The sequence below is a fragment of the Kitasatospora sp. NPDC001159 genome (assembly GCF_053598235.1).
The window spans coordinates 18,706-42,195 of record NZ_JBSFJV010000065.1; the positions used below are offsets into that span (position 1 = coordinate 18,706).

Sequence of the window (23,490 nt, forward strand, 5' to 3'; positions counted from 1 at the left end):
ACCATGGACCTCCGGCAGGAGCCCGTCGATCACGTCCTGGACCAGGTGGAGCAGCGCCTCGGCACGAGGCTGGACCGGCGCAGCGTGGTGCGCAAGCGCCGGACGGTCGGAGCCGGCACCGACCGCGGCAGCTGGACCCGGGTCGAGCGCCGCCCCTGGTCGCGGGCGCGGGAACAGGGCTGGGGCGGATTCGAAGCCGCAGCGGTGTTGCCCGGCGTGGCGATGCCACGCTGGTACGGGTCGGCGACATGGCAGGACCCGGACGACCAGGCGATCTGGCACGCGGACGAGATCTCGCTGCTGCGCGAACTCCCGGTCGGACCCGCGGTGGTGACAGTCGACCCGGAGCTGCCGGACGATTGGTGGCGTTCGCTGAACGCCTCGCTGGCAGAGCTGGCCCTTCAACGAACGGCCCGGGTGGCGGCCCCGGACACCGAACGGATCACGCAGCAGCTGGTCGACGACACCATCAAGGCCGCCTTTCCCGGAGCGCACGACACTCGGGTGGAGCGGTGGTGTCCTGCTCACGCCGACCTGAACTGGGCGAATGTCACCGGCCCTGGTGAGTTCTGCATGTTCGACTGGGAGGACTGGGGAATGGCGCCAGGCGGACTCGACTCGGCGTCGCTGTACGCCGCCTCCCTCGCCGTACCGGCGCTCGCGGACCGGGTACGCAGGGAGCGCCGGGCAGACCTTGAGAGCCGCGACGGGATGGTGATGCAGCTGTTCGTGCTGGCGAAGATCGTCGGACCACACGCCGGTCCGAACGACCCGCGAATGGGGCCGGCGCGCCGGGAGGCCGCGCGGCTGGTCCACGCTCTTCAAGGGGACTGAACGTCACCCTGACTGCAAGGCGCCACCGTCAGCGAATAGGGAAGGAGAACGCATGGACCCCACCACACGCCGTCCGGTCGGCCACGAGGCCGAGGACATCGCGAGCGCGAAGGAGCGAGGCTGGCGCGATCTGGCACCCATCGACGACGCGTACCAGGCGGGCGAGATCACGGCTACCGAGTGGCACACCGCCGTCCTGGGCGTCATCGAACCGGCCTACCTCAACGGTGACAACCCGCGGGCCCAGTCCGGCCACAGCGGTGACGAGACGCGATGGCGAGAAGCCCGAGGCCTGCTCGTCGACCTGCTCCCGCCCCACGGCGGGACGTTCCTCGACGTCGGATGCGCCAACGGCCACCTGCTGGAGAGCCTGACCAACTGGGCGGCTGAAGCAGGGATCCCTATCGAGCCCTACGGAGTGGAGATCTCCACAGCCCTCGCCGACCTCGCCCGAACCCGCTGTCCGAAGTGGGCGCATCGGATCTGGACCGCCAACGCCATGGGCTGGAAGCCTCCACATCGCTTCAACGCCGTCCGCACCGGCCTGGACTACGTGCCGACGGACCTGCGTGGAGCGTACGTGGCCCATCTGCTGGACCATGTCGTCGCCCCTGGCGGGCGGCTGATCATCGGCGTCTACAACGAGGAACGAGGCCGGACCACGACGCAGGACTTGGTGCGATCCTGGGGCTACGTCCCGGCCGGCACTACCAGAGCAGACCACCGGCACCCCATGATCCAATACAAAGGGCTGTGGCTGGCCAACGCCCGAAGCTCCCAGGTGTGCGATACGGACGGCCCTGGAAGCTTCGGTACGCGGTGAGTCGTCAGTGGCTTGCCTGGGGGAGCAGGTAGTGACAGTCCGGCTCGGTATCAGGCGTCGGCAGGACCGGGGCGATCGAACCGGCCGGCCTTCGCGCCAGCGAGGAAGTCCGCCCATTCGCCCCACGAGAGGAGGAGCGGGTCCTTGGTCTTGTTCAGGGAGTCACGGAATCCGACCATGCCGCGGTCCAAGAAGGCGACTTCGAGGCAGTTACTTCCGCCGGTGCTGGCCGTCAGCCATTCCGCCTGTTCCAGCTGCTTGTTGACCCATGATGGATCGAGGTGGTTCTTCTCGTCGGCAGTGACGACGCTGTTGGAGTCAGCAGAAAAGAGGCGGGGGTCGTGAGTCACGAGAGATCCTTGGCGATTTGAGCGAGAAGTTCGAGCGATTCCTTCGGCGGCAGGGCGTCTGTCTTCAGGTGATCGCTGGTGGTGCGGTAGTCCGCCACCGTTGCGGGGTCGTTGAGGTGGAGTGCGGTCTTCATGCCCTCGATGGTGACCGAGTCGTGGCCGGTCGGGAACGTCCAGGCCATGAATGGACCGTCGCAGCCGGCGTGTGCGCCATGTGACAGGGGGATGACCTGAATGACGATGTTCCGGTGGGTACTGGCGAGTTCGATCAGGTGGAGCACCTGAGCGCGGGCCGTCGTCCGTCCTCCGACCTCCTGGCGTAGTTGTGCCTCGGTGAGCACTGCCCAAATCCGGAGTGGAGTCTTGCGGGAGAGGGCCGCTCGGCGGCTGTTCCGCCGCACGGTGATGAAGCGCTGGATGTCCGCGTCGCTCTTCCAAGCGCGGCCGGCGATGATCACGGCCAACTCATATTCGTCGGCTTGGAGAAGTCCGTGGACAGCGACCGGGGACCAGATGAACAAGCTATCGGCGATCTCCAAGTTCACCAGGTAGTCGCCGAGGGGATCGTCCGCGACGCCTGGGTACTGCTGGTGCCAGTTGCGGTCGCGCGCGTTTCGGACCATCTCACGCCATGCTGCTTGGACGACAGGATCGCCGATCTCCAAGACGGCGAAGTAGTGCGGAAGTTGTTGAAGCTTGATGCCCTGCGTGCCGTTCTCGATCTTCGAGATGGTTGAGGCAGAGCTGTACCCGAGCTTCTCGGCGGCCTCCTCGAGACTCCAGCCGAGGCGCTGACGGGCGTGCCGGACTTCCCTGCCGAGTCGGCGTCGTCGCGGGGTCGGCTCGACGGCCACCTTCCACCTCCTGTTCCTGCGTTGAGGAAAGGCTAGCGCTTGGGCAGAAGCTCGCATATGCCCGTTCACCGAAAGGGACAGGGTTTCCTTTTCGACCCTCTTGCCGTTTGTCTGACATAGCGTCATCATCGGTTCACGGTCGGGATCGGGACCGCGCGCCAGCTGCGACCGGCAGGCGCCTCCCGTCGCCCCTCGAACTTTGTTACGCCACGGCCTGATTGCCGCCCTGTGAGCCTCCCCGCCTGGTGCTACGTCCGTCCGGTTTCGCGACGGTCCGGGCTGGCTCCTCGCGACACCGGGCGGATGGGAGGCAGGAACATGGACCAGGCCACTGTCTTAAGGGCCCTCTCCTCGGGGGATGGGCGTGAAGCTGCGCTCACCGCTCTGGGGGGAGGGCCTCGGGCCATCGACTGCCCGGACCTGGGCAGCGGACGGCTCGTCTTCACACGGCACCAGGAAGTGCGCCACCTGCTCCGGCACCCGGGCTTCGTGTGCGCGCCGACCGCCGTCGGCATGTTGGATGAGATCCGCCCGGTGCTCCGCCCGGTGCTCGAACCAGTCGCATCCTGGGTGCTCTATGCGGATCCGCCGCAACACCCGCGGCTGCGGGGCCTTCTGGCTAAGGCGTTCGCGCCTCGCCGGATCGCCGCCCTGGAGCCCCAGATAGCGGTGGCGGCCGACGCGCTCGTGTCCCGGTTCGTGGCCTCCGGCGGCGGTGACGGGGTGGGCAGTATCGCGGAGCCCCTGCCGGTCCACACGATCTGCGCACTGCTGGGCATCCCGGACAGCGACCGGAACCTCGTCAAGAGTTGGTCCGACGACGTCATCCTGCTCACCGAGCCCGCGCTCACCGACGACCAGGAGAAGCGGCTCGCTGGCGCCTGGGCCGGCCTGTGGGACTACTTCACCGGCCTCGTCGAGCACCGCCGCACCCGGGCGACCGTAGACATCGTCTCGGACCTGATCGAGGTGGAGGAGCACGGGGAGCGCCTCACCCTGGAGGAGGCGGTGGCCAATCTGATCGCATTGCTGATCGGCGGCCATGAGACGACCACCGGGTTGATCGGCGCGCTGCTCGCTGCGATGGCGGATCACCCGGAACTGGCGGAGGCAGCGGTCGGCTCGGATCAGTCCGTAGCCGGGTTCGTCGAGGAGGTCCTGCGCCTGGACGGCCCGGCGTTGATCACCGCCCGGACGGCGACCGCGGACTGCGAGGTCTTCGGTATCCCGGTGTCGGCGGGCCGACGGTTGGTGCTGCTGCAGGCGTCTGCGAACCGCGACCCGGAGGTGTTCGAGCGGCCGCAGGAGTTCCGGCCCGGACGGCGGCCGAACCCGCACGTAGGCTTCGGCCACGGCCCGCACGCCTGCTTCGGTGCCGCGCTGGCCCGTATGGAGGCCGCCGCCGTGATGCGCTCCGTTCTGCGGCGGGGCAGTCGGCTTCACGTGGAGGACGGAGCGACCTGGAAACCCTCGCAGGTGATCCGCTCCGCGACCTTCCTGCCGGTGCGCGTCGAACGGGAGGCGAAACGGTGATCCTCACCGGCGAGGCCATCCGGCGGTTCATCGCTCAAGGCCACATCGTCTTCTCTCCCTACGACCCGGCCGCCGTCAACCCCAACTCGATCAACTACCACCTGGGCCGCGGGCTGAAGGTCTTCGACGACCACACCGGCACGTGGCTGGAGATGAAGCTGCCGGACGAGGGCTTCGTGCTGGAGCCGCACCGGATGTACCTCGGACACACCGAGGAGACGATCGGCAGCACCCTGTTCGCGATGCGGCTGATCGGATGCAGCAGCAACGGCCGCCGCGGGCTGTTCCTCCAGCTGTCGGCAGACCTCGGCCACACCACCTCCTGCCACCGCTGGACGCTGGAGATCGTCGCAGCATTGCCGATCCGGATCTACCCCGGCATGGTCGCCGGCCAGGTCAGCTTCTGGCACAACACCGGGCTCATCCAACCCAGCTCGGCGACCTACGCCCGCTTCAACCACCCCTGCGAGTCCCAGATGCTGATTGGAGCACTGTCGTGATCCTCACCGGCCCCCAGATCGCCCGGGAAGTCGAGCAGGGCCGCATCAAGATCGACCCGTTCGACCCGCGCCGCTGCACGACCAACAGCTACGACCTGGCCCTGGGAAACCGCGTGGGCGTCTACTTGGACCAGGTCCTCGACCCGACGTGCGAGCCCGAGGTCGAGTACCGCGAGATCCCCTCGGCCGGCTACCAGCTCGAACGCGGTGACTTCGTCCTGGGCCACACCGTCGAACGCTTCGGCAGCGACACGCTCGTCCCCATCGTGCATGCCACATCCGGGTTCGCCCGCCGCGGCACGTTCGCCCACTGCACCGCCGACCTTATCGACCTCGGCTTCTACGGGCGCTCCACGCTGCAGCTGTACGCCACCCTTCCCACGGTCCTCTATCCCGGCATGCCGGTGGCGCAGGTCAGCTGGTGGGAGACCTACGGCGAGATCGACCAGCTCTACAACGGCAAGTACCAGGGCGCGGACGGACCACTGGCCTCGCGCAGCCACCTCGACGCCTGGGCGGTGGCCACCCGTGGCTGACGACGGCTTCGCCGCCATCCAACGCGGCTCCGCCTGCCTGTTCGCCGCCCGGGCCCGCATCGAGGCCGTCCCCGCCTACCCAGGGGCCGACCCGTACGAGGTCGGCCGAGCAGCCTGGCCAGCCCTCGCAGATTTCGCGTGCCGCATTGAGCACGAGGAACTCGACGGCCTGGTCCTCCAACTCACCAACCCCCGCCTCGGCGCCACCCTCGACGCCCTCACCACCACCGTCCGCGCGACCGTCACCAGCTTGCTGGCCCAGTCCGGAGCCGACCCAACCGCCGAACTCGCGCACGCGGGCGCCGACGGCTGGTGGCTGAGCCTCGCCGGCATCCGCTGGTTCTTGGTCGTCTTCGCGCCCTGCTACCCGGCGACCTCCCCGCGCTCGACCCGCGGATCGGCCTCCACCTTCCTCCTTCTCCAACCCGTCCACTCCTTCGACCGGCACGCCACCCCCAAGGGCACCGTCATCGCCCCCGCTATCCGGAAGCGCATCCGCGAGGCCCACCGCGCCGCAGGCAGCCCCTACGACGCCGACCTCGCTCAACAAACCTGCGAGGCCGCCAAGTTCGTCGCCGCACTCAAACCCGGCGACCCGCCCGTCACCTGGTGGAGCCCCAGCCCGACCAACCCGGAGACGACATGACCCCCACCAGCCTCACCACCCTGACCAACGCCATCACTGCCACCCACGCCTCCACCCCGCCCTCAACCTGGGACGCGCCCGTCGACCTGCTCAGCGCCGCTGCCGTGCTGTTCACCACCCACCCCGCCGACGGCACCGACGAGCTCCTGGCCGGCATCGCCCGCCTCCTCGGCCACGGCCCCCACCCCGCCGTCACCCTCCACACCGACCCGGCCACCCGCGGCCCGCGCGAACTCGACATCCTCCACCACGCCCTCGTCGCCGCCGCCGAACCCGGTCGGCCGCCCTGGCCCCACGGCACCGCCGACCCCACCCGGCTGGCCGTCGCCGCTCGTACCCTCACCGCCGTCATCCCCTGCCGCCTCACTGCCCTGCGCGCCGCCGCCGTCCTCCACCTCCTGCGCCTGCTGCCCGACACCGACAACCGTCTCCACCGCGACCTGCTCCGCCGCACCGCCTGGCTCCTCGACCCCCGCACCGACGACCCGGTCACCCTCCTGCTGACCCTCACCGCCCCCAACGACCCGCTCGCCCCCGTTCCGCGAAGCCACGCCCGGACCGGCGAGCGCGGCTCCGACCTGCTGCCGACCGCCGACTGGATTGCCTGGCCGGCCTCCGACCAAGTCCTCACCCTGTCCGGCCGCGTCACCGCCGTCCGCACCCACAGCCACGTCGCCTTCGCCGACCTCGCCTGGGACCGCCACACCGCCCAGCTCGCCTTCGACCCCGCCGCCGCCGCGGGCCTGCACACCGGAGACCTCGTCGTCGTCCGAGGCACCTGCTCGGCCAGCCGAACCGGCCGCCCCACCCTCTTCGTCCGCCACCTGGAACGCCACGAACCCGGAGCACCACCGCCCTTACCGCCTGCCGCCCACCTCACCCCGGTCCTCGGCCCGCTGCGCGATCACCTCGCCGCCGGAGGATTCCGCGAGACCATCAGCCCCGTCCTCACCGACGGCTACTTCGGCGGATCGGCACGGCCGTTCACCACCTGGGCGCACGCCGCCGAACGCCGCCAGTACCTGCGCGTCACCAGCGAACTCGACCTCCTCGCTGTCATCGCGTCCGGCACCACCCGCTGCTACGAGATCGGCCCCTCCTTCCGCAACGAGGGCCAACGAGCGCGGCCCGCAGTCGAGTTCGTGATGCTGGAGGCGTACGCGGCCGACCTCACCCTCGATCAGGCCACCGTCTACCTCGCCGACCTCGTCACGGCCACCACCGGCATCGCGGCCCCGCTGACCCACCGGACCTTCGACGACGCCTTCCGCGAGATCACCGGAATCGACCCCGCCGACACCACCGCTGTCCAGTCCCTCGCCGCCGAACGCACCCCCTACACCGCCGAGCGAACCGACGACCCCGACCGCCTGGCCCGACGGCTGTGGCGCCACAGCGTCCGACAGCAGCTGAGCGGCCTGACGGCGATCACCGACATCCCCGGCCCCGCCTCGCCCCTGATTGCCGGCACCGGCCGCCAGGCCCAGCGCATCTGGCTGTACTCCGACGGCCTCGAACTGGCAGAGATCGCCGCCAACGAACGGGACCCCCACCTGCTGGCCGACGCCTTCGCCGCCCAGTTCACGGCCGATCGTCACCTGGTCCGCCGCACGTACCAGAAGGTCATCGACCTGTACGACAGCGGACTACCCCCATGCACCGGATTTGGCATGAGCGTCACCCGCCTGGCCGCCCTCCACCCCCGCCGCGTACCAGCCCAACGCCGCATCCCGACGCTGCCCACCACAGAGAGGACTCCATGACCACCACGCTCACCTGGCCCCTGCCCACGGTGCCCAGGTCCTCCGCCGAAGTCTGGGCCGCCAGCTACCCCGACTTCGTCGCCATGATCAACCAGACCAACGTGATGCCCGGTGCCCACGCCACGCTCAACACCTGGGCCCTGCACTCGCGCCTCGGCCCCCAGCACCACCTGCTCGACGTTGCCTGCACGACCGGATTCACCTCGCGTGAACTCGCCCGCCTCACCGGCTGTACCGCCACCGGCTTCGACCTCAGCGTCGACTCGGTCGCCCTCGCCCGCTTCAACCACGGCCTCCTCGACCCCGCCCTGCGCCTCACCTACCACCAGGCCGACGGCACCACCTACCAGCCCGAGCACACCTTCAGCCACATCGCCATCGGCGCCGCACTCGGCTTCTTCCCCGACCCGCCCGCGATGGCGACGCGGCTACTCGGCTTCCTCGACGATGGCGGATACGTCCTCGCCGCTCCATTCTGGGCCCCCGAGCCCCTGCCCGAGCACGCCGCCGCCGTCCGCCGCGAGGTCTTCGGCATCACCAGTCCCATGGAGACCCGCGACCAGGCCCTCACCCTCTTCACCGGCCTCGACGTCCTCCACCAGACCGACCACGCCCTCACCCCCGAGCCCGACGACGCCATCGACCACTACTGCCGCTCCACCGTCGACCGCGCCGTCGCCCAGAGCGGCAACACCGACCCCGCCGTCCGCACCGCCATGACCGACCGCTTGCGCGAGATCAAGCACGCCACCAACACCCTGCGCGCACAGCAGCGGTACACCGTGCTCGTCCTGCGGTACGACGCCCACGCCTACCCGAACCGCTACGTCGAGCTTTTCTGACCATCCAGCAGAAAGGCCCCGCTTCCGTGATCATCTTCGTCAACGGCCCGTTCGGCGTGGGCAAGAGCACTACCACAGCCCTTCTCGCCGAACGCCTGCCACAGGCCCTGGTCATCAATCCCGAGGACCTCGGGCACATGCTCTGGGCCCAGCTTCCCGCGCCCCTGCGCACCGAAGAGTTCGAGCTGGAGCCCCTCTGGCCGCCGCTCACCCACTGCATGATCGACCAGGCCGCCCGCACCTACGACCGCCCGATTGTCGTCCCCATGACCATCGCCCGCCACGCCGTCTTCGACCAGATCGTCCAACCACTGCGCGACGCCGGCCATGACGTCCGGCACTTCACCCTGCTGGCCCCGGCCGCTGCCATCCGCAACCGTCTGCGAGAGCGCGGCGAACGCCCCGACAAGTGGGGACCGCTCAGCTGGGAGGGCAATCAGGTCGAACGCTGCCTCGAAGCCTTGAGCCAGCCGGCCTTCGCCGACCACATCGACACCGAACACCGCCCAGCCACCGAGATCGCCGACGAGATCCTCACCCGCACCAGGCGCCAACCGGCAGCCTGACCAACACCGAGGGCCGGGCCGAAGCATCACGCTCCGACCCGGCCCTCGGGGGTGATCAGCGAGGAGGCCCGCGATCAGCCTCCGCAGCCTCCCGTCTACGCCACGGTCAGCAGCGACCGAATCCGGTCCGCACCGAGCGCCAGCAGCAAGGTAGGAAGCCGAGGACCGGTGTCCCGACCAACCAGCAGCTCGTACAGCAGCACGAACAGCTCCCGCTGCGCGGCCTTCAGCTCCGGCGACGCCGGAGCATCCAAGGGCAGTCCCGACTGGATCTTCGGCACCCCGTAAACCAGCGACGTCAGCCCGTCGAGCGACCAGTGCTCGTCCAAGCCATCCAGAAGCAGCTTCAGCGCCTTCCGCTGCGCAGGGGCCAGCTGTTCCAGCCGGGCCCGGTCGGGCTCAGTGCGAACCTGCGTACGGTCCTCGGCCGGGACGTAGGTGGTCACCCACGTCTGCGCGCGGTCCAACCGGGGCTGGGACTCCGCCAAACTGGCGAGCGGTTCCTCAACAGTGAAGTCCCGGAGGATGCGCAGCGTCTGCTCCGGGTCGCCGGCCGCCACGTCCGCCACCGACGCCAGCGTGCGGAACGGCAGAGGCCGGGGCGTGGACGGCAGTGGTCCGGCCGCCGGACCGACCGAACGGGCCCGTACCGCGACATCAAGGTCCGTCGCCGTCCCCGCAGTCACCTTGCGCTCGAGTGCGTCCCACTCGTCGTAGAGCCGCAGGATCTCCTGGTCCAGCGCGATCTGGAACGACTGGCGCGGTTGGCGGCGGTTGTAGAGCCACCGCAGCACGGCAGGCTCCAAGACCTCCAAGATGTCGATCGGGGTGGGGACACCTCCCTTCGACGAAGACATCTTCGCCATACCGCTGATCCCCACGAAGCTGTACCCGAGATACGACGGGGGGAGCCCGTCGAAGACCTCGCGCACCAGCTGCGATCCGACGGTGAACGACGAGCCCGGTGAGGAGTGGTCGACGCCGCCGGCCTCGAAGGTCACGCCCTCGAAGGCCCAGCGCATCGGCCAGTCCACCTTCCAGACCAGCTTCCCGCCGTCCGTCTCGGAGAGCGCGAAGTCACCTGAATGACCGCACTCGCACCGGTACCGCATCTGCGTGCTGGCGTCGTCGAAGCTGGTGACCGCGGTGGAGTCCCGTCCGCAGACCTCGCAGTACGGCCGATATGGGTAGTAGTCCCCCGCGCTGGCGGCGGCCAGGTCCTCCTCGTCCTGCTCCGCCTCCACCTCGGCCTTCTTCGTTCGGTACCGGCCGAGGACACCGTCGATCTGCTGCCGGTGACGCATCGCGTGCACGATCTGCTCACGGTAGGCCCCCGACGTATACATCTGCGTCTGGCTGATCTCGTCAACCTCGACACCCAGTTGGGCCAAGGCCGAACGAAGCGGCGCCTTGAAGTGCTCCGCCCAGTTCTCGTGTTCACCGCAGGGATCGGGCACCGCGGTCAGCGGTCGGCCGATGTGCTCAGAGAAGCTCGCCGGGACGCCAGCTGGCACCTTCCGGAGCCGGTCGTAGTCGTCCCAGGACAGTAGGTGCCGGCACTCCAGACCTCGGCGGCGAATCTCGTCCGCGACGAAGTGCGGCACCATAATCTCGCGCAGGTTCCCAAGATGGATCGGGCCGGACGGGCTGACCCCGGATGCGCACACCAGCGGAGCCCCGCCACGGCGTTTTCCCTCGGCGATCACCTGGTCCGCAGCTGCGGCCACCCAATCGCTCTGCTTCACGCCCACGTCAAGATCCTCCAGCTGATGGTCCTTCAGGTGTATATAGGGTAGAGGCGGTTGAACCTGGTTGAGACCGCGCCGCGACAGGCAGCGGAAAGCCTCGGGCATGCATCGGCTGCATGCGACAGCAGGGGGACGAGTTCGCGCAACACCTCGACCAGCAGCCGCGCGCGCTGGGACGATGCCACAACAGCGCTCGGCCGCTCGATTCCAGAAGAACGACTCAAGGTGCTCAATGTCATCTCGACCGGATGACGAAACCTGACGCCGCTTGGAGGGCGGACGCCAAGGCCGCTGGCTTCCTTGGCCCCGTCTATTCCGGGTCGTCCGCGTCGATCTGCGCTGAGCAGCCGGAAGGCGCACAGTGTCGCCCCCGGGCATCACGCCAACTCGGCCAGAGCCTTGTCCAGACGCACCAAGGTCCGCTCGCGGCCGAGCACCTCCAACGACTCGAACAGCGGCAGCCCCACCGTCCGGCCGGTCACTGCCACCCGGACCGGAGCCTGGGCCTTGCCCAGCCTCAACCCGAAGACGGCCGCTGTCTCCTCCAGAACCGCCTTGAGCGAGGCCGTCTCCCACACGGCCTCGGCGAGCCGCCGCCGCGCTTCCCGAAGCAGGTCCGCTGACCCCTCCTTCATGGCCTTCGCCCACGAGGCCTCGTCGCGCACCGGCTCGTCCAGGAACAGGAAGTCGACGTACGCGGTGATCTCCGACAGCACTGAGATCCGCGTCTGCGCCAGGCCGGCCACGGCGGCGAACTGCGCCGGATCAAACGCGTCCGCCGACCACGGGACCCGAGGCGCGGACACCCACGGCGCGCACGCCGCCACGAACTCGTCCACCGAAAGTGCCCGAAGGTACTCGCCGTTGAACGAGGCCAGTTTCTTGACGTCGAAGAACGCCGAGGAGCCGTTCACGTCCTCCATGCGGAACAGCTGTTCCAGCTCGGTGTAGGGACGGATCTCGACGTCGTCCTTCGGGCCCCAGCCCAGCAGCATCAGGTAGTTGACCATCGCCTCCGGCAGGTAGCCCTCGGCCAGGTAGTCCTCAAGAGCCACCTTGTCGCGCCGCTTAGAGAGCTTCTGCCGCTTCTCGTTCACGATGACCGGCAGGTGCGCCCACATCGGGGGCTCGGCGCCCAGAGCGCGCCACAGCAGCTGCTGCTTGGGGGTGTTCGAGAGGTGTTCCTCGCCACGGATCACCTGGGTGATCCCCTCGTCGAGGTCGTCCACCACGTTGGCCAGCAGGAAGACCGGGCTGCCGTCACCCCTGGCGATCACGAAGTCCTCGATGGCGGCGTTGGGGAACTCGGGATTGCCGCGGATCAGGTCGACCACTACGGTGACCCCCCTGTCAGGGGTGCGGAATCGCAGGGCCCGGCCGGCCTCGAAGCCCAGGCCGCGTTCGCGGCAGAACCCGTCGTAGCCGAGCTGCTGGGAACCGGTGCGCTCGGTCACCTGCTCGCGCGTGCAGTCGCAGTAGTACGCGAAGCCGGCCTCGTACAGTCCGGCGGCGGCCTCGCGGTGCCGGGTCTCATTCTCCGATTGGAAGTAGGGGCCTTCGAACGCCGGGTCCGCCTTCGAGATGCCGATGGACGCGAGCGCGCTGATGATTCCCTCGGTCCACTCCTCGCGGTTACGAGCCGCATCGGTGTCCTCGATCCGCAGGACGAACTTGCCGCCGCGCTGTCGTGCGGTCGCCCAGTTGTAGAGAGCCGAGCGCGCGCCACCGACGTGGAACATGCCCGTGGGGCTCGGAGCGAAGCGGACGCGAACAGGCGAAGGGGCAACGGTCATGCGAACACGGTAGCGGCGCCGGTGGGTTCGAGTTGCCGTTCACTGTGATCGGTGTTCACCTGATGGTGGACAGGTGCCTCGCCCCCGGGCGTCCAGAGGCGTATCGCGAGGTCACCCGATCGAAGGACGAGCCGATGTGGATGTACGGAGAGCGACAGGCACTGATGCGCTGTCGATAGCCCACTTCCGCGCGGAGATGATCAAGGCAACCCCGACTGGCCGGTGGTTCGAGGATCTCACCGCCTACCTGATGGATGGACTCACCCGCGCTGAGGACATGGCCGGATTCGTCGTCGACGGGCCAGCCGGCAGTCTCGTCTCGGTAGCACTCGGAAGCATCTACCAAGCGCCGCCAGGGCCGACGTATAGCGGGCGGACTGGGTACGTGCATCTTCTCTGGACGACACCGGGCTACCGCCGCCAAGGGAACGGCAGAGCGGTCACGACCAGGCTCATCGGCTGGTTCTGGGAGCAGGGCTGCGGGTTGGTCAGTCTCAACGCAAGCACTGACGGCGCAGAGCTGTACCGTTCGCTCGGCTTCGAGAAGAACGCGCGCTCCATGAGGCTTTTCGGGCCCGGCAAGGTCGCCAAGCGGCGCTGATCAGCTTCGGTCGCCAGTTTCACGAGGACTGGCGGCAGGGGGCTGCTGAGCTGGCAAGACAGCGATCCGCACCCAGCGCGACGTCACTCAGGGTGATCGGCTCAAATCTAGACGCGGCAATTCTGCGTTGCTCGCGGTGCCCGAGCGTCCTATCCTCTGGGCAATGCGCTGACGGAGACAAGTAGCCGCAGGGCACGCGAGCCGAGAGAGCTGCCGGCAGCTGGGAAGGCAGTCTCGCGTCCTACGGTGAATCCCCTCCCGAGTGCGGGGAGGAACGGTCGGCTGCGGCCCAATGCCCCGCCGGTTCGCTCCCGTTATCGAGCTGTCGAGGCCGTCACCTCCGGATGACGGCGAAGGCGTGGTGGCACCGCGAGTTCCCTTCTCGCCCACGCCCCCAAGGGATCACGTCGCACTCCGACTGATCGATGGGACCCGAAATGCTGGACATCACCGTGATCCGCGAACGCCCCCAGCGCGTCGAGCGCGCAATGGCGAAGCGAGCCGTTCACATCGACCTCAACGCTTTCCTCGCCCTGGACGAGAAGTACCGGCACGGCACGACCGAGGTCGAGACGCTTCGCGCCGAGCGCAAGCAGATCTCTCGCGAGATCGCGCGGCTCGACCCGGCGGACCCAGCCGCCGTCGCCAAGCGCGCCGAGGCAACCGAACTCGGTACCCGCCTTGCCGCACTCGAAGAGCAGCTCACCGCCCTGGCCAGCGAGCGCCAGGCGTTCCTCGACCAGCTGCCCAACCTGCCCGACGAGGACGTGCCGACCGGTGGCAAGGAGCAGAATCAGGTCGTCCGCGAGCACGGCACTCGTCCGGACTTCGACTTCGAGCCGCACAACCACGTCGATCTGGCCCGCCGACTCGGGCTGATCGACTACGAGCGCGGCGTCAAGCTCGCCGGCACCGGCAACTGGGTCTACCGAGGCAACGGCGCCCTCCTCGAATGGGCGCTGCTCAACTTCTTCATCGAGACCCACGTTCAGGACGGCTACGAGCTGATCCTGCCGCCCCACCTGCTGACCTATCAGGCTGGTTACGCCGCAGGCCAGTTCCCCAAGTTCGCCGAGGACGTCTTCGCACTCGAACAGGGTCCGGCCGGGCCGCAGCGGTTCCTGCTGCCGACCTCGGAGACCGCCCTGGTCAACCTCCACCGCGACGAGGTCCTGACGGAGGACGAACTTCCGCGCAAGTACGTCGCCTACTCGCCCTGCTACCGGCGCGAGGCCGGAAGCTACCGCGCCGCCGACCGTGGAACCCTTCGCGGCCACCAGTTCAACAAGGTCGAGATGTTCCAGTTCGCGCACCCCGACGCCTCCGACGCCGCCCACGAGGAACTCCTGACCAAGGCGGCCAACTTGGTCGAGGCACTCGGCCTGCACCACCGAATCACCCGGCTGGCCGCCGAGGACACCAGCGCCTCGATGGCCAAGACCTTCGACGTCGAGGTCTGGCTGCCCAGCATCGACGGCTATGTCGAGGTGAGCTCGGTGTCGAACGCCCGGGACTACCAGGCCCGGCGCGGCAACATCCGCTACCGCGCCGCAACAGGAAAGCCCGGCTACGTGCACACCCTTAACGGCTCCGGGCTGGCTACCAGCCGCCTGGTGCCGGCCCTGCTGGAACAGCACCAGCAGCCGGACGGCACCGTCGCGGTGCCGTCGGTGCTGCAACGCTGGCTCGGCTGCAAGTCCTTGACCCCGGCAGCACCTAGGTAGTCGTACCGCCGGCAGGCCCGGAACAGCACATCCGGCGAGTGGACTACACCCGGTCCCGCACAGGTCGGCGATGCGGGACACATGGCCGTTACGGCCGTCTGGGAGATGGTGCGCGCGGACATCGACGTATTCACGGACCAGGCGCGCCAGACCCTCAGCGCCAACAGTCGGCGACGCAACTGGAGAAGGATCCGACCGAACGCAGTCGCATGATCCGCCGGGTCCCCATCATGCGCCTCAAGGAGGCGCTGTGGAGCGGGGTGCATCGGTGATCGACGTCTACCGTACGGCGCTCGACTACGGGGTGGAAAGCGTCGAGGAGTACGACCGGCGGTACCGGTCGTACTCCTCGACGGAGCTGATCAACTGGCGTCCTGCCCCACCGCGGTAGCCGGTGGGGCAACCGCGTCACATCTGGTTGGGCGCGTCGATCCCGAGCACTTCCAGGCCGAGCGCCAAGGTCCGCGCGGTGAGGTCGCACAGCGCCAATCGGCTCTGCCGGATGTCACCCTCGGCACGGAGCACATGGCACTTCTCGTAGAACGACGTGAAGGTGCTGGCCAGCCCGTAGAGGTAGTGCGCGAGCCGGTGGAACTCCAGGTTCTCCGCGATCTCGGAGATCAGGGTGCCGAAGCCGAGCAACTCCAGTGCCAGGGCACGCTCGGCCGGCTCCGCGATGACCAATGTGTCGATGGTGCGGTCGGGCTCGACCCCGGCGCGGCGGAAGATCGAGCAGATCCGGGCCCGTGCGTATTGCAGGTAGGGGGCTGTGTTGCCCTCGAACGAGAGCATCCGGTCGTAGTCGAAGACATAGTCCTTGAGGCGGTCGGTCGACAGATCGGAGTACTTGACCGCGCCGATCCCCACAGCCCGCGCAACGGCGGCACGGGTCTCCTCGTCCAGCTCCGGGTTCTTCTCCGCGATGACGGCAGAGGCCCGGATGATCGCCTCCTCCAGGAGGTCGACGAGCTTGACGGAGATGCCGGCGCGGGTGCGCAGCATCTTGCCGTCACTGCCGAGGATCGAGCCGTGGCCGATGTGCTCGGCACGGGTCGGCGGGGCGAGCCAGCCGGCCTCGCGGGCGGTCTCATAGACCATCTCGAGGTGCTGGTGCTGGGGCAGGCCAACGACGTAGAGCAGCCGGGTGGCGTGCAGGTTCTTCAGGCGGTGCCGGATGGTGGCGAGGTCTGTGGCGCCGTAGCCGAACCCGCCGTCGCCCTTCTGGACGATGATCGGCAGCGGGTCGCCGTTGCGGTTGAGGTAGTCGCCGGGGAAGACGCACTTGGCGCCTTCACTGTCACGGAGCAGCCCGAGCTCGTCCAACTCGTCCAGAACCGACTGGAGCTGGTCGTTGTAGTAGCTCTCCCCGAAGAAGTCATCCGAGTTCAGGCGCACGCCCAACGTGCTGTAGACGGTGAGGAAGTACTTCTTCGACTCGTTGACCAGGGTGCGCCACAGGCGCAGCGTGGTCTCGTCCCCACTTTGTAGCAGAACCACGCGCTTGCGGGCCCGGTCCTTGAAGGTCTCGTCGGTGTCGAACTTCGTGCGAGCGGCCCGGTAGAAGCCGTTGAGGTCACCTACGGACAGCTCGTGGGCGGCCTCGGACTCGCCGATGTCCAGGAGGTGTTCGACGAGCATGCCGAACGGCGTGCCCCATTCCCCGATGTGGTTCTGGCGGATCACCGTGTGCCCCTGCCATTCGAGCAGGCGTACGGCGGCGTCGCCGATGATCGTCGACCGGAGGTGGCCGACGTGCATCTCCTTGGCGGCGTTCGGGGCCGAGTAGTCGATAGTGATCGTCTCGGGGGCCTCGACCTGCGAAACGCCCAGACGGGCGTCATCGAGCGTATCGGCCAGCAACTGGCCGAGGAGCTCGTCGGAGATGGTCAGGTTGATGAAACCCGGTCCGGAGATCTCCACGGACGAGCACAGATCGTCGAGCTTGGCCTTTGCTACCACCTGCGCGGCGATCTCGCGCGGGTTGCCGCCGATCTCGCGGACGAGGGGCAGGGCGGCGTCGGACTGGAAGTGCGTGTGCCGGGATCGTCGGAGGAGGGGGTCCACGGAAGTTCCCGCCACTGCCTCGAACGCCGACTTGAGCCGCTGACCCAGCAGCTCTTCCAGGTTAGCCATTTCAAAAATCTAGCCGAGCCGAAGGAGAGGCGTCCAATCCCAGCCGCAGATCTGACGAGGAGTAGATCCGGTGATCGCCCTCTTGTTGCTGCAGAGCCCGACTGCCCTACCAGCTGTCGGGCTCGCCGCTGCGAAATCATCCGGACGGGCTGCGGCAAGGGTCGATTGATTGACCGTCAAGGACGTATAGCTTATGAATCACCACAGGTCAGAACTGCCCGAGATGTCATGGCCGGTACCGCCCTCCGCTCACCCAGAACAGCCGTCGCGCTACTGGCCGGCGGTGAGAAATCCGTGCTTCCGGCTTCACGCAGCCGGTCACCGTTCTTCTTGCAAGGATGGTCAGTTGTCCGCTGCCCGCAGCACCGATGGAGAAGCCGGGATGTCCGAAGAGGATGAGCCAATTCACCATCACCTGGTCGACTCGGCGAAACCACCGCCAAACGGGCGAGTGATCGATCTCGGCTGTGGAAGGGGACCCACGCTGGCGGCCTTCGCCCGTCGGTTCCCGACAGTGCATCTGACCGGCGTCGATCGCTCTGCCGCAAGTGTCGAAGCAGCCCGGGAGCTGCTTGCTGATCACGCCGGCGGTAGCGAAGTTCTGGTGACGGACCTCCGCCAGCCCGTTCCCCTGCCAGATGGCTGTGCTGATGCGGTTGTCTCGTACAACGTGCTCGAGTGCCTTCCGGACGCGCCTGCGTTCCTCGCGGAGACCTGGCGGCTACTCAAACCTGGCGGCCGCGCGGTCGTGGCGCACGTGGACTTCGACTCGATCGTGATTGCAGGGGCGCACCGCGACCTGGACAGACGGATCTGCCATGCCTTCACCGATGATCAGCAGCAGTGGATGGATCACGCAGATGGACGAATTGGCCGGAAGCTGCCCGGGCTGGTCCGGGCATCGCCGTTGGTCTCGGAGCGGGTTGCCACCTGGGTCACGTCCTCAACTGAGCTGGTCGGCCAAGCAGCACGGCGCATCGAGAACATGAGGCAAGCGCTGACCCACACAGCCTCGCAGGGGAAGGGCCTTGTAGACGTCGAGGAGGTCGAGGCATGGCACGCGGCGGTGCAGGAGGCGGCTGCGGGCGCGCGGTTCTTCTTCGCTGAGACGGCAGTAGTCGTAACTGCCAAGCGTCTGGCGTAGTGTGAGGCGCGCTACTCCAGCCATAGATCGTGATCTTCGTGTGGTGGCCACTGGCTGGCATCACCAGCGGGCGACGAGCGTCTCCTCCTTGCCCCGGTTGCGGTACAACCAAGTGGTTCCTGGCGCGACACCCCCGGTCAGATAGCCAACGATGGGCTCCCGCTGCGTTGCGCTGTCCAGCTCGCCGAGCAGCTTCAGGGCGTCGGGCAGGGGGAAGAAGGCGGCCTGTTTGATGTCCTCGTCCTCCGGCGCGACGTTCCCCGACCACTCGTCGATCTCGAAAGCAGCTGCCAACGCCGAAGGGTACTGCTCGGAGTCGATGTGCATGAGGAATGCGGTGCGCACTGGGTCGCCCACCAGCCCGGTCTCCTCCTGTAGCTCGCGCCGGAGGGCTTCGTGCATGAGCTCGCCGTCCTCGACCCCGCCACCGGGGAGGGACCAGAGAATCTCGCCGTCGGCGCCGAGGTTCTCTCGCACGAGCAGGATCTCGTTGCCTCTGCGGACGATGCCAATGACCAGCTGTACCCGGGGTACTGGGGTCTTCGAAACGTCTACCGTCATGCCACAGACCGTACGTGATGGCCAGTCCGCCGGTATTCAGGGCCGACGCGAAGACGGCTGCGGCCACCGGTGATCACCGCAAGTTGTGTGGACAAACGAAGATCAGGCGGTGGCCGCAGGTCACAGCGTGGTGCCTGCCCGATGGCGGTCGATGTTCGACCAGGCGATGGACCGGATCGCTGGCCGGTTTGCCCGGGTCGAACCCCGACGCCGAGCACGGGCGTTGGTGCTGGGCCTGCTGTCTGACCTGCCGCGCAAGAACTGCTGGACTCTGGCCGAGCACGCGGGCGACGCCACCCCGGACGGCATGCAGCACCTGCTGCACCGGGCGAAGTGGGGCAGGCGGGTCTATGAGGCTCCGCGACGCCGGAGCATCCAACGGTAGCCCCGTTTGCAGCTTCGGAAAGCGCAGTAGGCCACCACAATGCCCTTGCCCGCTCCGCTCACGGTATGACTGGCAGGGACTCCAGTCCTCGCATCAACCGTGTGTGCCGCCAGCGCAGTTTGCTGTTGGGGATGGCGAGGTGAAGCTGTGGAAAGCGCGTGATGAGTGCCCGAAGCGCAATCTCGCCCTCCGCCCGTGCCAGCGGAGCGCCGAGGCATCGGTGAATGCCGTGCCCGAACGCGAGGTGGCCCTGGGCGTCGCGGTCGAGGTCGAGTCGGTCCGGCTCGGGGAAGCGGGCGGGGTCGCGGTTGGCGGCGCCGGGCGCGATCAGCACCGGTGAGCCTGCCGGGATCTCCGTGCCACCGAGGCTGATCGCTTCGGTGGTGAACCGGAAGGTGGCCGTGCTCAGCGGAGAGTCGAGCCGAAGAAGCTCGTCGATGGAGGCCTCGACGAGGTCGGGTCTCTCGGGCAAGCGGTGAAGTGCGTCGGGGGCCTGGAGCAGTGCGAGGAGGCCGTTGCCGATCAGATTGGTGGTGGTCTCGTGGCCGGCTACCAGCAGGAGCACCGCGAGGGATACGAGTTCGTCCTCGCTGAGCTTGTCCTGGCCGTCGCGGGCGCGGATCAGGTCGTGGAGCAGGCTGTCGTCGGGCGTACGGCGCTTGGCGGCGATGAGGTCGGCCATGTAGTCGGCGACGGCGTGCGAGGCGGCGTCGATCCGGTCGGGTTGCCCGGCGGCGAACAGGTCGTTCGACCATCGGCGGACCGACTCCCGGTCGGTCTCTGGTACTCCCAGGAGCTGGCAGATCACGGTGACGGGGAGTGGGACGGCGAAGGTCTCGATGACGTCGACTTGTTCGCCGGGCGTCCAATGGTCGAGCAGTTCGTCGACCACGTTCTCGATGTACGGGCGCAGGCGGTCAACCGCACCGGGGGTGAACGCCTTCGTGACCAAGCGCCGCAGCCTGGTGTGGCCTGGCGGATCGGTGGCCAGCATGCTTTGCGATACGGCTGGGTGGAGGTTGCGCCCCGTCTCCTTGCCGGCGAAGAAGCGCTTCGTGTCCTTTGACAGCCGCGGGTCAGCGAGCGCCTGCTTCGCCTCGGCGTAGCCCGTCACCACGTAGCCAGCCTTGTGCCCGGCGCCTGGGAGCTTCTGCACGGCTCCGTTGCGCCGGAGCGCCGCGTACGTCGGGTACGGATCCCGGAAGAAGCCGGGGTCCTGGAAGGGATTGCTCATGGTCATCCGTTCGCGGTCTCGGGAACCAAGTGGGGCTGTCGTACGGATCGGACGATGCTGCTCGCGGCGTAGGCCCGCGCGACCGAGCGTAGCCAGGCCGTCTCGGCGCGGAGGTCTCCCGCGCGGGCCTCAGTGCCGGGCGCCTGCGGAGCACGCTCGGATTGGGGGCAGCCACCGCCGACCATCGTCCGCAGGGCGACGGCCAGCACCGCAGCCTCGACAACGGCGCCACCCTCGGCCGAGCCGGCGAGTCCATGGCGTTCCACCTCTCTGGTTGCCTCCTGCTGAGCCGCGAGCGACCGGTAGGGCCGGAGAGTGAGGACGGCGTCGCTGATCTCAACGACTCGGCGCTGCAGGAGGAAGTCGGCTTCGGCCGTGCTGGCGTCCGGTTGGAGGACGAGTCCGGGCATCGCGGCGGTGAGGTCGAGCCAGAGCGGCTCGAGGTCGGCGAGCGACCGAAGCTCCCAGCGCTGCTGGAGGTAGCGCGTCAGCGGCCAGAGGAGCGCCGGGAGGGTCAAGCCCAAGGTGATGAGCAGCACGCTGACTGCTGGAGCGGTGACAGCGAAGGCACAGTTCACCGGAGTGATCAGGCTCGTGCAGCGGTCATGCCCGGGGATCGCTTCCCAACCGAGGGTCGCTGCAACGGCATTGATCGTCTTGTACGCCGTGTAGACGAGAGCGAAGACGCAGCCGACGGCGGTGGTCCGAAGCCCGACTCGCTGGCTGGTGCGAGTGGCGGTGCGCGACCGGGTCCAGGTCTGGGCGAGGCAGTCGAAGATCGCGTAGGCGAGGAAGCAGATGTAGGCCAGCGAATACAGGTGCAGGGTGACGGGGGCTTCGTCGAGGGAGCCTTGACGCTCGGAAGCGCTCCACACGAGAGAGGGCGGCGTGAGCGCGAAAGCCGCTGTCATCGTCGCGACGGCCAGGGCTAGGAGCCGGAGACGGATCCGGAGCCGGCGGCGGGCCTCCGCAGCGGGGTAATTGAGGAAGAGCAGGACCGAGGTCACACTCGCTGCCGCGGAAAGGGTCGCGGAGTTGCTCACCAGCCGGGAGAAGTCGAGCGCGATTGAGTCCTCCAGCTTGCGAACCACCGGAGCGTAGGCGCTGAATGCAACGGCGAAGCAGGCGAGGAAGGCGGACATGCTCATTGTGCCGGCCGGGCGCTGGCCAGCTCGGCGTCTGAGCGCCCAGTAGAGGGAAGCTGCCAGCAGGAGGATGGGCATCCCGCCGAAGATGGCGCTGATCACGTGAGTTCCTTGGAAGGGTCAGGAGAAGATGGCGTCCCAGCGCTCGTCGGCTCGAGCCGGACGAGGCGATGGGTGGAGCCTCTCGCGGTAGGCGCGCTGGCGGATGAGCGTGGCCAGGAGTTCGGCCTCGCGCTCGTCTGCCGTGGTGTAGGTGGTACGGCCCGACATCCGCAGCGCGAGTGTCGGGTTGAACCCGATGCTCTCGGCGACGCCGTCGCCCAGAGCCAGGGAACCCGGGTGGTCGCAGAGGATGTGGCTGATCTCGTGCGCCAGGATGTGCATCTGGTGCGCGGCGGATGTGCCCTGCTCGACGAAGAGCAGGTCGGCCGACGGCGTCTCGACTCGGATGCCGCACGGCGTGGAGTTGCCGGCGTCTGCCGGGAGCTGGCGGAAGACGATCGGCTTGCCCCGCAGGGTGGCTACCGCTTCGCGGAGTTGCTGGGTGCCAAAGCGATGGGGCAGTTCGAGGAGGGCGAGGCGCTGCTCGCATGCAGCTCGGAGCTGGCTGCTGTCCATGGTCACCCCTGGAAGAAGACGAGCCTGTTGCGGAACCCGTACAGGACGTGGTCGGGCGATCAGCACGGTGCGGGACTTGAAGCCCGCGTCCGGGAAGGAGCGTCAGTGACCCATGGCGGCGCCGCCGTCGACCGGGATGACCGCCCCCGTGATGTACCCGGCCTCGGTGCTTGCCACGAAGCGGACCGCCGCCGCGATCTCGCTGGGCTGGGCGATTCGGCCCAGCGGAACCCGGGCGACGATCTCGTCGAGCCGCTCCTGGCCCAGGACGGTGGTCATATCGGTCGCCGTGAGACCAGGGGCCACCACGTTCGAGGTGATGCCCCTGCTGCCGTACTCCCGAGCCACGGAGCGGGCGAACCCGATCAGGCCGGCCTTGGACGCGGCGTAGTTGGCTTGGCCGGCCTCGCCCGCAAGCGCAACTGCCGACGAGATGAACACCAGCCTGCCGCCTCGCCGTGCGCGCAGCATCGAGCGCAGGGCTCGCTTGGCACATCGGAAGGCCCCGGTCAGGTTGGTCTCGATGGCCGCAGCCCAGTCGTCCTCTGACATGCGGAGAAGGAGGGTGTCGCGGGTGACGCCAGCGTTGACGACGACCGCCTCGACCGGGCCGTGCTCGGCTTCCACTACCGCGAACGCCTGCTCGACATCCGCGGGCGACGTCACGTCGCACTTCACGGCGAACAGCCCCGCAGGAGCCTCGCCGGACCGGGAGGTGACCGCCACCTGGTCTCCGTGGTCGGCCATCTGGCGAGCGACCTCAAGACCGATCCCGCGGCTTCCGCCGATGACCAGAACAGAACGACCCGACATGGTGCTTCTCCCGTACACGCGCTGACGACGACAGGTGGGGGCAGGCAGCCCGTCACGGCTCTGCGCCGGAGGACACTCGAACCTGCGCTCTAACCATGCCGGGCGTTAAGAGGAAGTGACGCTTCCGGGAAATCATGCTTCCGCTTACGCATCGTGACGAGGCGCCGCCAGATCACCTCGCCGACCTGAGCGCGCGAGATGCGCCGCGCGCCGATTGCTGGGCGTAGTCGACCCTTAACCATGGCGGTCTACGCCCGTTGCATTCCAGCGGCGGCAGGCGGTGGAACGTTAAACATTCGCATGCGCTGAGTAGCGAGCGAAGTGTAAATCAGACGCTCTGACAA

The 23,490-nt window shown here is 68.1% G+C and carries 23 protein-coding genes and 1 pseudogene; 14 read left to right on the forward strand and 10 right to left on the reverse strand.

The window, feature by feature from the left end:
- The first annotated feature begins 3 nt into the window (after nt 1-3).
- A complete protein-coding gene (locus ACWC9T_RS27965) occupies nt 4-834 on the forward strand; it encodes a hypothetical protein (RefSeq protein ID WP_449823826.1) in 831 nt (276 codons plus the stop codon).
- A 52-nt stretch (nt 835-886) separates the two neighbouring features.
- A complete protein-coding gene (locus ACWC9T_RS27970; RefSeq protein WP_449823827.1) occupies nt 887-1,657 on the forward strand; it encodes a class I SAM-dependent methyltransferase in 771 nt (256 codons plus the stop codon).
- Between the two features lie 50 nt (nt 1,658-1,707).
- Here ACWC9T_RS27970 and ACWC9T_RS27975 read toward each other — a convergent pair whose 3' ends face one another.
- Together ACWC9T_RS27975 and ACWC9T_RS27980 are read right to left on the reverse strand one after the other, a co-directional pair.
- A complete protein-coding gene (locus tag ACWC9T_RS27975; RefSeq protein ID WP_449823828.1) occupies nt 1,708-2,007 on the reverse strand; it encodes a DUF397 domain-containing protein in 300 nt (99 codons plus the stop codon).
- On the reverse strand, nt 2,004-2,861 hold the full coding sequence (locus tag ACWC9T_RS27980; protein WP_449823829.1) for a helix-turn-helix domain-containing protein: 858 nt from the start codon (nt 2,859-2,861) through the stop codon (nt 2,004-2,006). Before ACWC9T_RS27980 ends, ACWC9T_RS27975 begins: the two co-directional genes overlap by 4 nt.
- A gap of 318 nt (nt 2,862-3,179) precedes the next feature.
- Between ACWC9T_RS27980 and ACWC9T_RS27985 the strand changes: the two genes are divergently transcribed.
- From ACWC9T_RS27985 to ACWC9T_RS28015, 7 genes are read left to right on the forward strand one after another with little or no spacing between them, the layout of a single operon-like run.
- Nucleotides 3,180-4,394 (forward strand): cytochrome P450, encoded by a 1,215-nt coding sequence (locus ACWC9T_RS27985; protein ID WP_449823830.1) that lies wholly within the window; start codon nt 3,180-3,182, stop codon nt 4,392-4,394.
- Nucleotides 4,391-4,894, forward strand: a complete 504-nt coding sequence (locus ACWC9T_RS27990; protein ID WP_449823831.1) for a dCTP deaminase — start codon at nt 4,391-4,393, stop codon at nt 4,892-4,894. Before ACWC9T_RS27985 ends, ACWC9T_RS27990 begins: the two co-directional genes overlap by 4 nt.
- Entirely contained in the window at nt 4,891-5,430 is a 540-nt protein-coding gene (gene dcd, locus ACWC9T_RS27995; RefSeq protein WP_449823832.1) for a dCTP deaminase, read from the forward strand. Before ACWC9T_RS27990 ends, dcd begins: the two co-directional genes overlap by 4 nt.
- Entirely contained in the window at nt 5,423-6,076 is a 654-nt protein-coding gene (locus ACWC9T_RS28000) for a hypothetical protein (RefSeq protein WP_449823833.1), read from the forward strand. Before dcd ends, ACWC9T_RS28000 begins: the two co-directional genes overlap by 8 nt.
- Entirely contained in the window at nt 6,073-7,839 is a 1,767-nt protein-coding gene (locus tag ACWC9T_RS28005; RefSeq protein ID WP_449823834.1) for an amino acid--tRNA ligase-related protein, read from the forward strand. Before ACWC9T_RS28000 ends, ACWC9T_RS28005 begins: the two co-directional genes overlap by 4 nt.
- Nucleotides 7,836-8,681 (forward strand): class I SAM-dependent methyltransferase, encoded by an 846-nt coding sequence (locus ACWC9T_RS28010; protein WP_449823835.1) that lies wholly within the window; start codon nt 7,836-7,838, stop codon nt 8,679-8,681. The genes ACWC9T_RS28005 and ACWC9T_RS28010 overlap by 4 nt, the downstream gene beginning before the upstream one ends.
- Nucleotides 8,682-8,707: 26 nt before the next feature.
- Complete coding sequence (locus ACWC9T_RS28015; protein WP_449823836.1) at nt 8,708-9,247, forward strand: AAA family ATPase; 540 nt, start codon at nt 8,708-8,710, stop codon at nt 9,245-9,247.
- A 95-nt stretch (nt 9,248-9,342) separates the two neighbouring features.
- Here ACWC9T_RS28015 and lysS read toward each other — a convergent pair whose 3' ends face one another.
- Both lysS and gltX read right to left on the reverse strand, forming a co-directional pair.
- On the reverse strand, nt 9,343-11,100 hold the full coding sequence (lysS, locus tag ACWC9T_RS28020) for a lysine--tRNA ligase (protein ID WP_449823837.1): 1,758 nt from the start codon (nt 11,098-11,100) through the stop codon (nt 9,343-9,345).
- 272 nt (nt 11,101-11,372) lie between these two features.
- Nucleotides 11,373-12,734, reverse strand: a complete 1,362-nt coding sequence (gene gltX / locus ACWC9T_RS28025) for a glutamate--tRNA ligase (RefSeq protein ID WP_449823838.1) — start codon at nt 12,732-12,734, stop codon at nt 11,373-11,375.
- 250 nt (nt 12,735-12,984) lie between these two features.
- On the opposite strand from gltX, the gene ACWC9T_RS28030 reads away from it, so the two are divergent.
- The 3 genes from ACWC9T_RS28030 to ACWC9T_RS28040 all read left to right on the forward strand — a co-directional run bounded on the left by ACWC9T_RS28030 (nt 12,985) and on the right by ACWC9T_RS28040 (nt 15,504).
- Nucleotides 12,985-13,389: a GNAT family N-acetyltransferase gene (locus ACWC9T_RS28030; RefSeq protein WP_449823839.1), complete on the forward strand. Its 405-nt coding sequence runs from the start codon at nt 12,985-12,987 to the stop codon at nt 13,387-13,389.
- A gap of 425 nt (nt 13,390-13,814) precedes the next feature.
- Nucleotides 13,815-15,113: a serine--tRNA ligase gene (serS, locus tag ACWC9T_RS28035; protein WP_449823840.1), complete on the forward strand. Its 1,299-nt coding sequence runs from the start codon at nt 13,815-13,817 to the stop codon at nt 15,111-15,113.
- Between the two features lie 250 nt (nt 15,114-15,363).
- Nucleotides 15,364-15,504, forward strand: coding sequence for a hypothetical protein (locus tag ACWC9T_RS28040; RefSeq protein ID WP_449808036.1), 141 nt, complete (start codon nt 15,364-15,366; stop codon nt 15,502-15,504).
- A gap of 17 nt (nt 15,505-15,521) precedes the next feature.
- Here the strand turns inward: ACWC9T_RS28040 and argS are convergent, their stop codons facing one another.
- Entirely contained in the window at nt 15,522-17,246 is a 1,725-nt protein-coding gene (gene argS / locus ACWC9T_RS28045; protein WP_449823841.1) for an arginine--tRNA ligase, read from the reverse strand.
- A 346-nt stretch (nt 17,247-17,592) separates the two neighbouring features.
- On the opposite strand from argS, the gene ACWC9T_RS28050 reads away from it, so the two are divergent.
- Nucleotides 17,593-18,390 carry a methyltransferase domain-containing protein gene (locus ACWC9T_RS28050; RefSeq protein ID WP_449823842.1) on the forward strand — a complete coding sequence of 266 codons (798 nt, stop codon included), beginning with the start codon at nt 17,593-17,595 and terminating at the stop codon, nt 18,388-18,390.
- Between the two features lie 60 nt (nt 18,391-18,450).
- Here the strand turns inward: ACWC9T_RS28050 and ACWC9T_RS28055 are convergent, their stop codons facing one another.
- Nucleotides 18,451-18,951 (reverse strand): NUDIX hydrolase, encoded by a 501-nt coding sequence (locus ACWC9T_RS28055; protein WP_449823843.1) that lies wholly within the window; start codon nt 18,949-18,951, stop codon nt 18,451-18,453.
- 166 nt (nt 18,952-19,117) lie between these two features.
- Here ACWC9T_RS28055 and ACWC9T_RS28060 point away from each other — a divergent pair.
- Nucleotides 19,118-19,288, forward strand: a pseudogene (locus ACWC9T_RS28060) (IS701 family transposase); the annotation flags it as partial.
- A 106-nt stretch (nt 19,289-19,394) separates the two neighbouring features.
- On the opposite strand, the gene ACWC9T_RS28065 reads toward ACWC9T_RS28060, so the two are convergent.
- From ACWC9T_RS28065 to ACWC9T_RS28080, 4 genes are all read right to left on the reverse strand, one after another.
- Entirely contained in the window at nt 19,395-20,570 is a 1,176-nt protein-coding gene (locus tag ACWC9T_RS28065; protein WP_449823844.1) for a cytochrome P450 family protein, read from the reverse strand.
- Nucleotides 20,571-20,572: 2 nt separating this feature from the next.
- A complete protein-coding gene (locus tag ACWC9T_RS28070) occupies nt 20,573-21,817 on the reverse strand; it encodes an MAB_1171c family putative transporter (RefSeq protein ID WP_449823845.1) in 1,245 nt (414 codons plus the stop codon).
- An 18-nt stretch (nt 21,818-21,835) separates the two neighbouring features.
- Nucleotides 21,836-22,333: a regulator component gene (locus ACWC9T_RS28075; protein WP_449823846.1), complete on the reverse strand. Its 498-nt coding sequence runs from the start codon at nt 22,331-22,333 to the stop codon at nt 21,836-21,838.
- A 102-nt stretch (nt 22,334-22,435) separates the two neighbouring features.
- A complete protein-coding gene (locus tag ACWC9T_RS28080; RefSeq protein ID WP_449808043.1) occupies nt 22,436-23,146 on the reverse strand; it encodes an SDR family oxidoreductase in 711 nt (236 codons plus the stop codon).
- Nucleotides 23,147-23,490: the final 344 nt, after the last annotated feature.

Bases quoted from the DNA above. Each gene is read 5' to 3' on its own strand.
- lysS (WP_449823837.1), bottom strand. From the start codon at position 11,100: ATGCCCGAGGCTTTCCGCTGCCTGTCGCGGCGCGGTCTCAACCAGGTT.
- ACWC9T_RS27970 (WP_449823827.1), top strand. From the start codon at position 887: ATGGACCCCACCACACGCCGTCCGGTCGGCCACGAGGCCGAGGACATC.
- gltX (WP_449823838.1), bottom strand. From the start codon at position 12,734: ATGTTCCACGTCGGTGGCGCGCGCTCGGCTCTCTACAACTGGGCGACC.
- ACWC9T_RS28080 (WP_449808043.1), bottom strand. From the start codon at position 23,146: ATGTCGGGTCGTTCTGTTCTGGTCATCGGCGGAAGCCGCGGGATCGGT.
- ACWC9T_RS28065 (WP_449823844.1), bottom strand. From the start codon at position 20,570: ATGAGCAATCCCTTCCAGGACCCCGGCTTCTTCCGGGATCCGTACCCG.
- ACWC9T_RS27985 (WP_449823830.1), top strand. From the start codon at position 3,180: ATGGACCAGGCCACTGTCTTAAGGGCCCTCTCCTCGGGGGATGGGCGT.
- argS (WP_449823841.1), bottom strand. From the start codon at position 17,246: ATGGCTAACCTGGAAGAGCTGCTGGGTCAGCGGCTCAAGTCGGCGTTC.
- serS (WP_449823840.1), top strand. From the start codon at position 13,815: ATGGGACCCGAAATGCTGGACATCACCGTGATCCGCGAACGCCCCCAG.
- ACWC9T_RS28010 (WP_449823835.1), top strand. From the start codon at position 7,836: ATGACCACCACGCTCACCTGGCCCCTGCCCACGGTGCCCAGGTCCTCC.
- ACWC9T_RS27965 (WP_449823826.1), top strand. From the start codon at position 4: ATGGACCTCCGGCAGGAGCCCGTCGATCACGTCCTGGACCAGGTGGAG.
- ACWC9T_RS28055 (WP_449823843.1), bottom strand. From the start codon at position 18,951: ATGACGGTAGACGTTTCGAAGACCCCAGTACCCCGGGTACAGCTGGTC.
- ACWC9T_RS28030 (WP_449823839.1), top strand. From the start codon at position 12,985: ATGATCAAGGCAACCCCGACTGGCCGGTGGTTCGAGGATCTCACCGCC.
- ACWC9T_RS28075 (WP_449823846.1), bottom strand. From the start codon at position 22,333: ATGGACAGCAGCCAGCTCCGAGCTGCATGCGAGCAGCGCCTCGCCCTC.
- ACWC9T_RS28005 (WP_449823834.1), top strand. From the start codon at position 6,073: ATGACCCCCACCAGCCTCACCACCCTGACCAACGCCATCACTGCCACC.